Raw genomic sequence first — 14,574 nt, 5'->3', positions numbered from 1 at the left:
AAACTTTAATTTTATAAAAATCGGCAAATCTCTTGAACGGACTCAACAGCCTCTAAATGATTCAGGCTGTCTAGCACCGATTTAGCCTGTTCATTATTTAAAGTTTTACTTACACAATCTAAAAACTTTTCTTCCAATTCATCGCTTGACAGTGGCCATTCGGCTGCACCTTTTGGCCACTTGATTTGTTCTTCGACAACTGTACTATCTTGAAGCCGGATTCTTACAATGACATGCCCTTCTTCGATTGCACTTTGTTTAATTTCAATTGATTCATCTTCCTCACGAACTACCTTTTTCATCATTTCTTGAATTTCTGGTCTTAAAACTTCTTCAGTACTAAAAGATGCTGTATTTACTTTTCCATCGTAAATCATGGCGGCAATCGGGAATTCCACACTAAATTTACCTGCTAGTCCTGTTTGAGGTAAATAGTGTATTAAAGGAACAAAGCCATTTTTTGGGGCAATAACACATATTTCTTCAATTTGTTCAGGTGTAACCTTAAACTTTTGAAGTAAGATCTTTGTACTATCTATTGCTCTGTGCGAGCCATAGCAGCATGGATATTGTTTAATAGATAATTTCGTATTGGTAATCTCAAATGATTCCCCAATCGACTCTTTTACATTTATTTCGCCTTCTTTAAGATAAAGGGCAAAGAGTCCTAATGGTGCTTCTAAAATCGCTCGATCTGCTGTAAAGCCTTTTTTGGCTAACTTTGAGGAAAAGATTCCCGAACGGGCTGCATTGCCGGCATGGAAAGGTTTCGTCATCGTTCCAAAGTTTTGACGGGAACCACTCATATGTGAAACCGCAATACCAAGTGCATGTTCAATCTGTTCTTCCGATAAATTATACAATTTTGATGCCGCGGCCACGCATCCCAAGACTCCCATCGTTGCTGTTCCGTGCCATCCGATTTTATAATGGTTATATGTAATTGCTTTGCCAATGTAAGCCATTACCTCAAAACCTACAAAATAAGCTAAAATCATATCTTTTCCTGATGCACCAACCTCTTGAGCTACCGCCATAATGGCCGGCACAAGCGCTGCACTGGGATGTGCTTGTGTAGCTTTGCTATTTACATCATCAAAATCAAGCGCATGTGACATTGTTCCATTAACCAATGCTGCTAAGGAGGCAGTTGTTTTTTGATTGTGACCCCAAATTGTTGCAGCACCCTGTGCTTGTTCTTCCTTCACTACTTCTAAAATGATTTTGCTGCAATCTTCATCTTTGCCGGCTAAAGCAACACCAATGGTATCTATAAGGGCATTTTTTATTATTGGAATTGCTTCTTGAGGAATATTTTCAAAAGTATAGTTTTGAACAAAATCAGCTACCTCTTTCGTTAAAACCTTTGTTTTACTCTGTATCATTTTCACCCTCCTCTAAATACAGACTTATCAAAAGAAACAAAAATTAATTATCTAGTTTTAAAATCATAAAAGATGCCGTTCCTAGTGCTATTAATTGATTTTTAGAATTATAAATTTCGGCTTGGGCGACTGCCAAAGTTTTCCCTTTATGTTTCATTTCACCTTTACCTATTAAATATTCTCCCGTTCCGGGTAATAAATAATTTATTTTTAATTCTGTTGTCACGATGGTTTGATTTTCGGAAAGGGTAGAGGCTACTGCGGCACCTGTAGTTGCATCGACTAAAGTGGCCAAAACGCCGCCCTGAACTGATTCATTTCTATTATATAATTCTTGAAATATATCAATCCGAAGTTCCGACTGCCCATCACCCTCTGAAACTATTTTCATCTGGATATATTCCCAGAATGGGCAATACGTATCTTTATTCATCTTCATCGATTGCTATCCCTTCTATATATCAAATACACCTTGGCGTATTGCTTTTTAATAAAGTTAAATTAGCATAATCACCCATATAGTTCGGTTTATCCAAATAAATGGTGGAATATCAATACAAGTTTGATGTGAAAAATGAAATAACTCTTTATGTAAAAAGCCATTTTCGTAGCATTTTACCAAACTTGTATTCTATTCCCCTAATATTTAGTGCGATTTAATAATGTCACGCGCAATTGACCAACGATGGACTTCTGATGGGCCTTCAACGATACGGTAAATACGTAATAAACGATACATATATTCCAGTGGTAAATCTTTCGTTACCCCTGTTCCACCGTGTGTTTGAATAGAACGGTCGACAACCTCTGTTGCCATTTCTGTAGCAAATATCTTTACCATAGAAGTTTCTTTCGCAATATTTTTTACACCTTTGTCTAATTTCATCGCTGCATCGTAAATCATTAATTTGCTCGCATGAATACTGGTATATGAATCTGCAATCCACCATTGAATTGCTTGACGGTCTGATAAATATTCACCAAAAGTTTTACGAATTTTCGAATAATCAACCATCATATTTAATGCACGAGTTGCCATTCCGACACTTCGCATTGCGAGCTCAATACGACGAACACCTAAGCGATTTTTTAATGGTTCGAAACCTCCACCAATTTCGCCTAAAACCTTACTATCATCAAGTTCAACATCATTATAGTAAACTTCGTATGGATGGAATTCCCCGATTGTTGCCATACCACGCGTTACTTCTAATCCCTTCGTATGACGATCAACTAGAAACGCAGTAATACCACCTTTACGCCCTTTTTCTGGATCTGTTACAGCTAACGTGATTAGAAAGTCTGTAGTGGCAGCACCAGAGATAAATGTTTTTTGACCGTTTAATACCCATTTACCATTCTTTCGAACTGCACGCATTTGAATAGCCCCTGCATCTGAACCTGCATTTGGTTCTGTTAAAGCTAAGTTTGATTTTTTCTCACCACGTGCATAAGGTAATAAATATTCTTGACGTTGTTCTTCATTACAACATTGAATTAAAAAGTGTAAATTCGGTGTTTCAGGTGGTAAGATAAACGGAACAATCGATTGACTTAACTCTTCCAATACGACCATTTTCGCTGTATAACCCAAACCGATACCACCATATTCTTCAGGAACATCAATTCCCCATAGACCTGCTTCTTGTGCCTTCTTTAATAAGCGAGCGTTTACATCAGGAGGTATAATCGGGTCATCACCTAAACCTCTATTTGCTTCCCGTTGAATAACCAATTCTTCTAAAGGAAGTAACTCTTTTTTCGTAAAATCTCTTACCAACTTTCGCAGCATTTGCAATTCATCAGATAATTCTAGTGTTAAATTACTCATAAATACCACCTTTCTTTTTTTAAAAATTATAATTATTAATGATGTGAATCTTATAAACATTCTATCTTTTAAAATAACTTCTTGTGATAATTATAATTATAATAAATATTGGAGTAAATAATTTTTTAAATATTATAATTATTCAAATAATTTAAATAACGGAAAATGGAATGTTTTTAATATGCAAATATTAATCAAAAAAGCATTCTGTTAATTGGCAACATGATTTGCATTTATACTCCACATAAAAAAGTGGGCGACTTCTGCTGAATAAAGTTAATAGTCAAAATACAAAGATTATATTAAAGTAAGCTTTTGCATAACCATCCATTATTCTTCTTCCGTTCTTGAATAAAGAACTTCTTTTATCTTCCAATTATCTAAATCATTTTTTAGATGCACAAAACTGGTAATATCCCACTAGGATGACCCAATCTTACATGTGTTGGATTTTCAAGCTCTGAGAGTACATCTTCAACTACCGTTCCAAGTATAAGTGCAGCAACAGCAGAACTGTCTGCTTTTATTACCTCTTTTCCAGTAATAGGTACTTAGTCTATCAGTGGAGACACCATAACTTGAAACGGTGTCATAATTGTTTTCAGATAACCTACACATATTTACCGCAATTTTCCTTATTTTATTAAAATAGTAGAAAAGCAGACTTTCACGCCTGGTCTCTTTTAGCACCGAATGTGAAAGTCCGCCTTCTGATTGTACTAATTTATTATAAAGGATATATCTTTTGACTATTTTACTGAAGATAAATTTGGTAGCCACAATGCTAATTCAGGAAAAACTGTTAATAATATAATAAATAGTGTCATTAAAATCATGTAAGGTAAAGCTCCTCTTGCCGTTGTCCCAAAACTAATGGATTTATCAACACCTTGAAGAACAAAAAGGTTCATCCCTACAGGAGGAGATATTAAGGCGACTTCCAAATTTACGACCATCATAATACAAAACCATATTGGGTCAAAACCCAACCCTGTTACGATCGGGAATAGCAGTGGAAGCGTAATAACTAAAATGGACACTGTTTCCAAAAAAGCTCCCAAAATAAATAAGAGTAGGTTTATCGCTATGAGAATGACCCATTTAGAAACAGGCAAACCTGTAACCCATGTCGTTAATGCCTGTGGAATCTGTGAAAGTGTAAGAGCATATCCCAATAGCATGGCTCCGATAATAATAAACATGATCATGGTTGAACTGGATGCTGTACTCAAAATGATTTTCTTTATATTCGAAATACTCATACATCTATAAACAAAGTGTGCAATAATTAGGCTTAAAAACACACCAAGAGCCGCTGCTTCCGTTGGTGTTACAAAACCTGAATAAATTCCTCCAAGAATTAATACAGGCAAAGAAACTCCCCATATTGATGTTCTGGTAGCTTCCCATTTTTCTGCCCAACTTGCAGGTTCCTGCTTCAAATGCCTAGTCTTAATCGAAGAATAAACGACAAAAACGAGCAAAAGCAAAATCCCGGGAACAACACCTGCCATAAATAACTTACCAATGGAGGCATTGGTGATTAATCCATAGATAATCATCGGTCCGCTAGGAGGTATTAATATTCCTAGCGTCCCCCCTGCAGCGATGGCACCTACTGCAAGTTTCTTATCATATCCTCTAGAAGTCAACTCTGGGTAAGCAACCAACCCTATCGTCATACACGTCGCAACACTAGATCCCGATATAGCGGCAAAAACCCCACAACACAATAATGTTGCTATAATCATCCCACCTGGAAGATGTCGCACCCATCTGTTTGCCATTTCAAAAAGATCTTTCCCCACCCCACTAAAAATCAGGATTTGACTCATTAGAATATACAATGGAAGTGCAGAAAACTCTTGATTATTTAATGTTTTATAAGCAATGATAGGCACTTGATTTAATGCATCTATTCCTCCAAGGAAGAATATTACTCCAATGCCTATGATTCCAAGTGCAAATGCAATTGGAAGACCGAGAAGGAGAAAAGATATCAAACCGCCTCCCATAAAAAGAGCCATTTTTACTCGCCCCCCTTTCCATTCTTGTAGTCAACCAAATTCAAAATGATGCTAAATAAAAATAATAGACCTCCAATAGGAAGAAGGAAGTAGGGTATATACATTGGTGTACGCAAAATCGTATCAGACATCGTTCCCAATACGTAGGCATGCTGAACATATTCCCAACTTTTCCATGTAAAAATAATACTAAATAGTAATATTAATAACGCAGATACTACACCCATTACTCTTCGAACCTTTGGAGAAACGTTATTAATCAAAAGATCAACATTGATATGTTCACTTATTCTTAATGTATACGGTGCACCTAGAAAACAACTTCCAATTAAAGCATAAATGGTATATTCTACTGTCCATATTGTAGGAGAATTGAATATATTTCGGGCAATAATCTCGTATACAACCATTGCTGATGAAATGACAATTAACATTCCTGCGATGAATCCGCCACCATAGATCATACGGTCAATCGCACGATACAACGCCTTGCCTATGCTTTTCTCTTGAGTCGTTACTACCGGAATATTATTCGATAGATTCTGCAAGTTTTAGCAGCTCCTCTCCGACTGCTCCCGCTTGTTTAACATATATATCCCTAACAGGTTGGGATGCTTTTTTCCACTTTGGAATATCAGCCTCAGGAACCTCGTAAATATCCATGCCAAGTTCCTTCAACTTGGTAATTGCCTCCTCATCTTTCTTCACAACTGATACGCGAATCTCATCCTGGATTTCCTTAGCTGTGCTTGACAGTAAATCCTGTGTCTTTTGAGGAAGTTTATCCCAGAAAGGTTTATTTACCGCAACAATAAATTTAACATACGAATAATTAGGAAGTGTTATATATTTACTAACCTCATTAAACTTCCTTTCATACATACTTGTAGGACCGCTCGTTGATCCATCAATAGTACCTTTTTGGAGACTCATATAAACTTCGCCCCCACCCATGCTTACAGGTGCTCCTCCTAGAGCTTTAATCAGCTCTCCCTCCAAACCAGCTGCCCGAACAGTTAGCCCTTTCATATCTTCTGGTAATTTCACGGGTTTCTTGGTGAATGTAATACCATTTAAACCGAAATCAGCAAACATGAGGATTTTTGCACCTTTTTTCTCCATTTCCTCATTCAATATTTTTCCAATCTCACCATCTACAGCTTTATTTGACTGATCTTGTGTACTTAAGGCAAACGGTACATCAAATAGGGACATTGCCGGAACAGTGCTCGACCATAACGAAGAGTGAACAAAGCCCATTTCAATTCCACCTGTTAAAAGTGCATCATTCATTTCTTTATCAGTAACTAACTGACCTGCCGGATAAAACTGAACATCCACTTTACCCCCAGAACGTTCCTTAACTTTTTTGGCAAAGTCCTCCATAGCTACAGAAAGATGATGATTTATCGGTAACGAAGAGGCCAGGCGAATCGTTGTGCTTTCGTAGTCGGCTTGACCAGTCTCTTTACTAGTTGCCTGCTCTTTATTTACTTCTTTTGTTGATGAACATGCAGATAATAACAACATCGACCATATAAGCACTATTGATAAAACTCGAAATTTATTATTATTAATCATATTATTATTACACCCTTTCAGTCGCAGATTACAAAAGTTTAATATTTTTATAATGTGATTTTTTATTACACATCTGTAAAATTTTGTTTGATAGCGGTTTCAATTTTCCCTTAACTCAAAATCAATTACTTAAATAAAAGAAAATTCATGGATCTATATCTTTAAATAAGCCCAGCCATCCATTAATCTACGTGCAGTTCTTGAAAAAGTGACCTCTTCTACAACCCACCGCGTTGAATTCTCCTGCACAATAGCGGAAATTGTTATCATCCCACTGGGATGAGCAATTTTCACCTCAGATAAAGAATCTTCATGTGTACTTGCTTGTGTATTTACAACTGTCCCCTTTATGAAGGAGGCAACAGCCGCACAACAAGCTCCCGTACCAGGGAATGCTTTATGAACTTTGTTAAAACCAACTATTCGAGCAGAGAAATCTACTTGTGAGCCTGAAATCACCTCACCTGTCGAAAAAACTTGATAATCAAGAGGCTTCCCAATCATCACTGGGTAGGGAATGAGTGTTTGATTCTCTAAACCAATTTTCTCAGCTGCTATTTTCCTAATTTCCTTAAATAACAATAACTGATGTTCCTGAAAATCCTCAGGTTTTTCCGTTCCATTCATTCCAATATCCTCTGCTTTAAAGAATACGCAAACATTGGCTAAATCTACGATTTAGATATCTATCATTCACCTTCCTCGGGATTTATACTTCCTACCACTATTTACCTCCATTTTTTTGGATTTATACAAATTGTAATTTATATAAAAAATGTTGTAAATAATTTTCTAAATATTATAAAATTTTTAATTAATATAATAATATTTAAAACCGTTCAAAGATTTATTACTTCTAACTAGACACACAATTCGACTCCTGAACTATTCCGGATTCTATTATGGCAGCCTTTATATCAAGTGGAATTGAAATTGCTTTTAACTTAGGTGCTATAGAAGCAATTGCTCTTGTTTGATATCCAATAGAAGCTATTTCTTCACCATTTACTATTTCATGTCTATATTTAATTACCTTATCTCTTAATTCCAATATTGATGTTTGTATTACTATACGATCATCAAATTTTACCGGTCGTCGAAAAGTACAGCTGGACTCAACTACGGGTATACTAATTTTATCGACAGAAATTAATTTAGAGAGTGGAAAACCAATGAATTCAAAATAGTGATGGGCTGCCTGATCCATCCATTTGTAAAAATTGGGGTTAAATACAATGCCGGCAGCGTCGGTTTCTCCCCACTCAACTTTAAATTCATACCTATGAAAATTCATTCTTTCCTTCACCCCCAACTATCTGAAGTTTTAAAAAACATTAATGCCTAAGTCCTCCAATACATAAGTAAGGAACTAGTTCATAGATTTAAAAATACATTCTAATCATTATTAAATGGAGGCCACTGTGTATTAGTAGTCTTATCGATTAAATTAAATTCTAAGTTCATTACTCACCTTTATAATTCGGTTTGCGTTTTTCAGCGAATGCTACACGGCCTTCGATACGGTCTTTTGTATCACGAAGCATACCCCATGCCAAGTTTTCAAGTGCCATACCTTGCTCTAAAGTCATTTCTATACCTTCGCTGACAGCCATCTTTACCGCGCGAACAGATAATGGTGCATTCTCACAAATCTTTTCAGCAACTTCGATGGCGCGATTTAATACTTGATCGTTTGGTACAACTTCTGCGATTAAGCCTAAGCGATATGCTTCTTGTGAATTGATACGATCAGCTGTTAATAACATTTTCATAGCTGCACCATATGGTAAACGACGTGCAATCCGTTGTGTACCCCCTAATCCTGGCATACTGCCAATTTTCACTTCTGTTAAACCATATGATGAAGATTCACCACCAATAATGAAGTCACACATTAACGCCATTTCTAAACCGCCACCCAAGCAGTAACCATTTACAGCAGCAATAATTGGTTTATATTGTTTAAATCGTGGAACAAATTCTTTTTTTCCTAAACCATTTAATGTAATTTGAGCAAAACTTTCTTTCGGAGGCATAGTTTTCTTTAAGTCAGAACCTGTGCAAAATGCTCTTTCACCTGTACCTGTAAATACAGCTACCCAAAGATTTGGATCATTCTCAAAATCATACCAAGCTGCTTTTAGTTCAATTTCTGTTTCTGGATCGATTGAGTTCATTGCTTCAGGTCGATTTAATTGAATAATTGCTACTCTTCCACGTTTTTCATAAATTAGACTCATGTTTTTCTCTCCTTGAAATGTAAATTTATTATTGAAAAATACCTTGATCTTTCAACGAAACAAATTCTTCATCACGAATTTTCAAAATATTCTTACATACATATTCAGTATCTGCCCCTAATAAAGGTGCCGATGATTGAATAGTGATTGGTGTTTCTGACAATTTAAATGGCACGTTATTATAAATCGTTTTTCCCATTTCCGGGTGATCAAGCATAATAAAGTGGTTACGCTGTCTTAATTGTGGATCTTCATCCAATAAATTTTTAGCATTTTGAATAATCCCAGCAGGTACTCCTACTTTTTGAAGGGTATGCATTACTTCTTGTGGTGTAAACATCTTCGTCCATGCATTTATAATATTGTCTAACTCGGCAGCGTTAAGCTTTCGATCGTCAAATGTCAAAAAATTCCGATTTTTCTTCAGCTCATTTATTCCTGTAATACTTACAAAAGCATTCCACTGCTCTTCTGTTTTACAAGAAATAACGCACCACTCGTCATCTCCTTTACAACGATAGGCTCCATTAGGAGCAGCATAATCGACAAAATTCCCATTACGTTTTGGGGAATTACCGTTATTAGCAGCTTCCATAACCGCAACAGCTAATACATTTAAAGCGGATTCAGTTTGTGCAAGTTCAATATATTGTCCCTTCCCTGTAAGATTGCGATAGCGTAATGCAGAAAGAATTGCAAACGCAGCATGTGTCGGGTTGGGTATATGATCTGGATAGTTCGTACCAGTTCCAATAGGTTCTCGCTCCGGTAATCCTGTTAAATGATTTAAACCAATTAAAGCATTCATCATAGCACCGAAACCTGAGTAATTTTTATGTGGTCCAGTTGTCCCTTGCATTGGCATACTAATGAAAATAATATCTTCTTTTATTTCTTTTAAAACATCATAGCCTAAGCCCCATTTTTCCAAAGTTCCAGCTGTAAAACTATTCGATACAATATCAGCAGTTTTAACTAGCTCTTTAATTAAGGTCTTTGATTTTTCCTGGCTCATGTCTATTTGGAAACTTTTTTTACTCGTGTTACGATTAGCGAAATAACCACTACGGTTTACACCTTTGACACCATCTTTAAATGGTGGCGTAGTCCGTAAAACATCAATACGTTTACCCGATTCAACTTTTATGACTTCTGCTCCGGCATCTGCCAAAATTTTTGTTGTAAATGGTCCTGCTCCTACCCAAGTAAAGTCAACAATTCTTACACCTTCTAGAGGAAGTTTCGTCATATTAATACTCCCCCTTCTTTTAATTCCTTAATTTCTTCTTCCCTAAAACCCGCTTTCATTAAGACTTCCTCAGTATTTTCGCCTAATTTCGGTGCCGGTTTACGGAGTGACCATTTCATTTCAGAAAAGAGGTATGGTGGTCCGGTATAAATAAGGTCTGCATCAACTTCTTCGTGAAATACTTTTTTGAAGAAATCTCGGCTAGTTAACTGTGGATTCTGCAATAAATCTTGTAAATCATTCACAGGACAAAGTGGTACTTTTCGCTTTTGACCTTCCTCATACATCTCTAATTTTGTTTTATCTTTTGAGAGTTCATTAAAGAAATATGAAAACTGTTCTTTAGCCTCATCTTTTCTACGCCATTCAAAATCATACCATTTGGCATCATGTAAGACTTCTGTATGTTCAATACCGCTGTCTTCCATCCATTTCACAAGATTTTGCCAACCACTAGTACTTGATAGACCAGCTGTCATAACATATATTTGTCCATCCGCACAAGGATATAATCCCCACCCGGCTTCCTTATCAGCTGCACCAGTTCGTTTACGTACAACACCTTCCAAATCATATAACTGAGCAGCATTTTCTAAAGCCATCGCCACAGATTCCTGCATTGAAACATCAATATGCTGCCCAACCCCTGTTTGATCACGGTGATAAATAGCTAACATCGTACTTACTGCTCCAAATAAAGAGGTAGAAAAGTAGCCTTGGTTTCCATATGGCAATACTGGAGATGTATCTGGATACCCTCCTAAATACATCAAGCCGCCCATCGCTACCCCAACAATATCTGTCGCTACATAATCCTTATAAGGCCCAGTCTGACCGAACGGTGTAATAGATGTCATGATTAACCTTTGGTTAATCGCTTTCAACTCTTCATACCCCAGTCCGATAGATGCCATGTATCCTGGTGCAAAGTTCTCAACGATTACATCAACTTGTTTCACAAGCTCTCTAACTATTTTTTGACCACTTTCTGTTTCAATATCTAATACAACAGATTTTTTATTCGTATTAAGATAATAGAAATACAGACTTCTTTCTTTATCTATCACATTTTGATAATACGGACCTATACTTCTAGTTGAATCTCCTTTTGAAGGTTCGATTTTGATGACTTCAGCACCTAAATCCGCAAATAGTTTAGTAGTGTAACTACCGAATTCATTTGTAAAATCTAGGATTTTCAGATCACTAAACGGAAATTTACTCAACACCAAATACCTCCCTTTTTCAGTACTAAATTTCATAATCTCGCATTTTATTATAAAGTGTCCCTAACGATACTTTTAAAACTTTTGCTGCCTGCTTTTTCCCTTTTAATGTATGTCCATAATGGTTAAGAGCTTTTATGATCATATTGCGTTCGACTTCTTCTAAGGACATAATACTCTTATTGAAATTTTCACTATATTCACTTGGCAGTTTATTCATTACAATTTTCTTCGTAATAGTTTCTTCTTGCACTTGCATGACGATTTGTCTTATAACACTCTTTAATTCTGTAACGTTACCAGACCACTCATGATGCATTAAAATTTCCACAGCTTCTTTTTCAATCTTCTTTATATTTTTTCCGAATTTTTTATTATAATATTTTAAGAAAACATTCACTAAGTTGGGGATATCCTTTTTGCGATTTCTTAATGGTGGAATATCAATACATGTTTGACTTAAATAATGAAACATCTCTTCATGTATAAACCCATTTTCATAGCATTCTTCTAAGCTTGTATTAAAAGAGGCTACTATTCTTAAATCAATCGAATAAGGAGTATGTCCACCGACCTTAAGCGCTTTCTTTGCTTTCACAGCGCTTATCAATTCTGCCTGAATAGGAATTGATAACTTATCAAAATAATCAAGATATAAGGTTCCTCCACTCGCTAGCTCTAAAAAACCAAGTTTATCTCCTATTGCCTCCGGAAAAGCATTTTTCTCATAACCAAAAAGTCTGTATTTAATCTCGTTATCCGTTAGTTCTGTACAATCAAAGCGGATAAACGGTTTATTATTACGAGAGCTGTGTAAATGAATCGCTTCCGCTAACATATCTTTCCCAACTCCCGGTTCACCTTGAAGAACAATCGGCACATGTGAATCAGCGATTTTTAATATTTCTGCTACAATACCTTTCATATTTTCTTCTTCTGCAACAATATCTGAAATGACATATCGAGCAGTTTGACGGTAAATTTCAACCAGAAAGGATTGTTGCTGATTCAAACGAATCGATAAATCCACCACTTGCGAAATATCTTTCAAAATCAGTACAGCGCCTACAAATTCTCCATCAATGAACAGCGGATAACCACTTGTAATTGCTTTTCCTTCTTTACCTGGGGTAGTTGTCAAGGTATTTATTTTAGGTCTTTTCGTCCGTAGGACTTCGGCTAATACGCCTTCTGGATTTACTTCGATAATATTTTTATACAGGCGTTCACTAATATCTAACCCCGACATTTTGTGAAAGTTTTGATTGACATAATGTACGAACCCCATTTCATCACAAACCTCAATACCTTCTTCCATTGATTCAAGAACGGGTTCAAACAATTTCATTTTTTTATTTAGAGAACCTACTATTGTTTCCATAATTAAAAGTTCATTGCTGTTATTATTCATAATCAATCCGCCTTTTTTCAAATTCCGGAAGTATTGAGGTAGGATAAAATTACCCAATAGTAATGAGAGTGCTTAACTAGCAGGTGCTGCAAATAAACTTTTCCCTCCGCATGCATACATTACTTGACCCGTAATATAGGATGCTTCTTCCGCACAAAAGAACTTAGCTAAATTCCCAATATCTTCTATAGTACCTACCTTACCAGATGGTTGTGCTTGTAGTAAACGTTCTTTTACTGCTTCATCTAACTTATCAAATAGTGATGTTTGCACTAATCCAGGTGCAATACAGTTTACTGTAACACCATATTTCCCTAATTCAACAGCTAAAGAACGAGTTAAACTGACTACCCCACCTTTTGATGCCGCATAATTTGCCTGCGCAAACCAACCTAACCAGGCACGTGACGCAATATTAACAATACGTCCATAGTTCTGCTCACGCATGTAGTCTGAAGCAACTTTTGAACATAAGAATGTTCCTTTTAAGTTAACATCAATGACTAGATCCCAATCTTCTTCGGTCATTTTCTTTATACTTTTATCACGCTCTATACCAGCATTGTTAACTAAAATATCAATTCGTCCAAATGTTTTAACTATTGTTTCAAACATTTGCTTTACTTCCTCCATTTTTGTAATGTTAGCTACGATTCCGATTGCGTCGCCGCCTTGCGCTTTGATTTCATCTACCGCTTGGCTGACACGCTCTTCGTTTAAATCATTAATGACAACCTTGGCTCCGACTCTAGAAAAGTTTTTGGCAATACCAAAACCAATGCCTCCAGCTGAACCCGTAATAAGTACTACACGATTATTAATATTCATTACATGTTACCTCCCTTGAATTAAACGGATAAAGAAGAGAATAAACTCTTGCCTCCACAAACAAATAATGTTTGACCAGTAATATAACTAGCTTCATCTGAAGCTAAATATGCGACACTATAACCGATATCTTTAGGCTTACCAATAGAACGAGTTGGTTGCATATTCATTAAATTATCCTTTACTTCTTGTGGGTTACTTTCAAATAAAGGCGTTTGAATAATACCTGGACAAACAGCATTTACAGTGATTTGATATTTTGCAAGCTCTAAGGCTAATGTTCGGCTTAAACTGACCATCCCTCCTTTTGATGCTGCATAATTTGATTGTCCCTTACCACCGAGCCATGCACGTGATGAAATATTGACAATTCGACCATATTCTTGCTTAATCATATGATGTGAGGCCGCTTGACAAGTTAAAAAAGTCCCTTTTAAATTTGTGTCTAAAACTTTGTCCCAATCTTCTACCGAAAGGCCTCGAATTGTTTTATCACGAGCGATTCCTGCATTGTTAACTAAGATATCAATTTTTCCTAGTTGTTTTACGGCCTCATCAATTAAATATTTCGCTTGATCTGGATTCGTAATATCAGCTTGAATTCCAATCGTCTTATCTTCACCATATTTATTATTAATTTCATTTACAACTTGATCAATTCGCTCTTGATTAACATCATTAATAACAACCTTGGCACCTTGGCTTGCTAATTCATGCGCTATTCCCTCACCAATTCCTTGACCTGATCCAGTGATTACTGCGATTCTATTTTGCACACCCATTAAGATTTCACCTC

The 14,574-nt window shown here is 36.2% G+C and carries 14 protein-coding genes; all 14 read right to left on the bottom strand.

Annotated elements, in window-relative coordinates; genetic code table 11:
* Positions 1-11: 11 nt before the first annotated feature.
* Complete coding sequence (locus AC3ANL_RS12070; protein WP_488329445.1) at positions 12-1,385, bottom strand: MmgE/PrpD family protein; 1,374 nt, start codon at positions 1,383-1,385, stop codon at positions 12-14.
* A 43-nt stretch (positions 1,386-1,428) separates the two neighbouring features.
* Positions 1,429-1,824, bottom strand: coding sequence for a PaaI family thioesterase (locus AC3ANL_RS12065; RefSeq protein WP_488329444.1), 396 nt, complete (start codon positions 1,822-1,824; stop codon positions 1,429-1,431).
* A gap of 207 nt (positions 1,825-2,031) precedes the next feature.
* Positions 2,032-3,216 carry an acyl-CoA dehydrogenase family protein gene (locus AC3ANL_RS12060; RefSeq protein ID WP_488329443.1) on the bottom strand — a complete coding sequence of 395 codons (1,185 nt, stop codon included), beginning with the start codon at positions 3,214-3,216 and terminating at the stop codon, positions 2,032-2,034.
* A gap of 749 nt (positions 3,217-3,965) precedes the next feature.
* Positions 3,966-5,243 (bottom strand): TRAP transporter large permease, encoded by a 1,278-nt coding sequence (locus AC3ANL_RS12055; RefSeq protein ID WP_488329442.1) that lies wholly within the window; start codon positions 5,241-5,243, stop codon positions 3,966-3,968.
* A 2-nt stretch (positions 5,244-5,245) separates the two neighbouring features.
* Positions 5,246-5,791, bottom strand: a complete 546-nt coding sequence (locus AC3ANL_RS12050; RefSeq protein ID WP_488329441.1) for a TRAP transporter small permease — start codon at positions 5,789-5,791, stop codon at positions 5,246-5,248.
* Positions 5,772-6,824 carry a TRAP transporter substrate-binding protein DctP gene (gene dctP, locus AC3ANL_RS12045; protein ID WP_488329440.1) on the bottom strand — a complete coding sequence of 351 codons (1,053 nt, stop codon included), beginning with the start codon at positions 6,822-6,824 and terminating at the stop codon, positions 5,772-5,774. The genes AC3ANL_RS12050 and dctP overlap by 20 nt, the downstream gene beginning before the upstream one ends.
* 153 nt (positions 6,825-6,977) lie before the next feature.
* Positions 6,978-7,451 carry a PrpF domain-containing protein gene (locus tag AC3ANL_RS12040; protein WP_488329439.1) on the bottom strand — a complete coding sequence of 158 codons (474 nt, stop codon included), beginning with the start codon at positions 7,449-7,451 and terminating at the stop codon, positions 6,978-6,980.
* A gap of 229 nt (positions 7,452-7,680) precedes the next feature.
* Complete coding sequence (locus AC3ANL_RS12035) at positions 7,681-8,118, bottom strand: acyl-CoA thioesterase (RefSeq protein WP_488329438.1); 438 nt, start codon at positions 8,116-8,118, stop codon at positions 7,681-7,683.
* 169 nt (positions 8,119-8,287) lie between these two features.
* Entirely contained in the window at positions 8,288-9,064 is a 777-nt protein-coding gene (locus AC3ANL_RS12030; protein WP_488329437.1) for an enoyl-CoA hydratase-related protein, read from the bottom strand.
* A gap of 28 nt (positions 9,065-9,092) precedes the next feature.
* The gene (locus tag AC3ANL_RS12025) at positions 9,093-10,313 is read right to left on the bottom strand and encodes a CaiB/BaiF CoA transferase family protein (protein WP_488329436.1); all 1,221 of its coding nucleotides are present in this window, start codon (positions 10,311-10,313) and stop codon (positions 9,093-9,095) included.
* Positions 10,310-11,542, bottom strand: a complete 1,233-nt coding sequence (locus AC3ANL_RS12020) for a CaiB/BaiF CoA transferase family protein (protein WP_488329435.1) — start codon at positions 11,540-11,542, stop codon at positions 10,310-10,312. The genes AC3ANL_RS12025 and AC3ANL_RS12020 overlap by 4 nt, the downstream gene beginning before the upstream one ends.
* Before the next feature lie 22 nt (positions 11,543-11,564).
* Positions 11,565-12,950 (bottom strand): sigma 54-interacting transcriptional regulator, encoded by a 1,386-nt coding sequence (locus AC3ANL_RS12015; RefSeq protein ID WP_488329434.1) that lies wholly within the window; start codon positions 12,948-12,950, stop codon positions 11,565-11,567.
* Between the two features lie 72 nt (positions 12,951-13,022).
* Positions 13,023-13,778: an SDR family NAD(P)-dependent oxidoreductase gene (locus AC3ANL_RS12010; RefSeq protein WP_488329433.1), complete on the bottom strand. Its 756-nt coding sequence runs from the start codon at positions 13,776-13,778 to the stop codon at positions 13,023-13,025.
* A 20-nt stretch (positions 13,779-13,798) separates the two neighbouring features.
* Positions 13,799-14,560, bottom strand: a complete 762-nt coding sequence (locus AC3ANL_RS12005; protein WP_488329432.1) for an SDR family NAD(P)-dependent oxidoreductase — start codon at positions 14,558-14,560, stop codon at positions 13,799-13,801.
* Between the last annotated feature and the right edge of the window lie 14 nt (positions 14,561-14,574).

The sequence above is a fragment of the Neobacillus sp. DHD-1R genome (assembly GCF_057747995.1).
The sequence above is the reverse complement of the archived record's forward strand: the minus strand, read 5'-3'. Positions and strand labels throughout refer to the sequence as shown.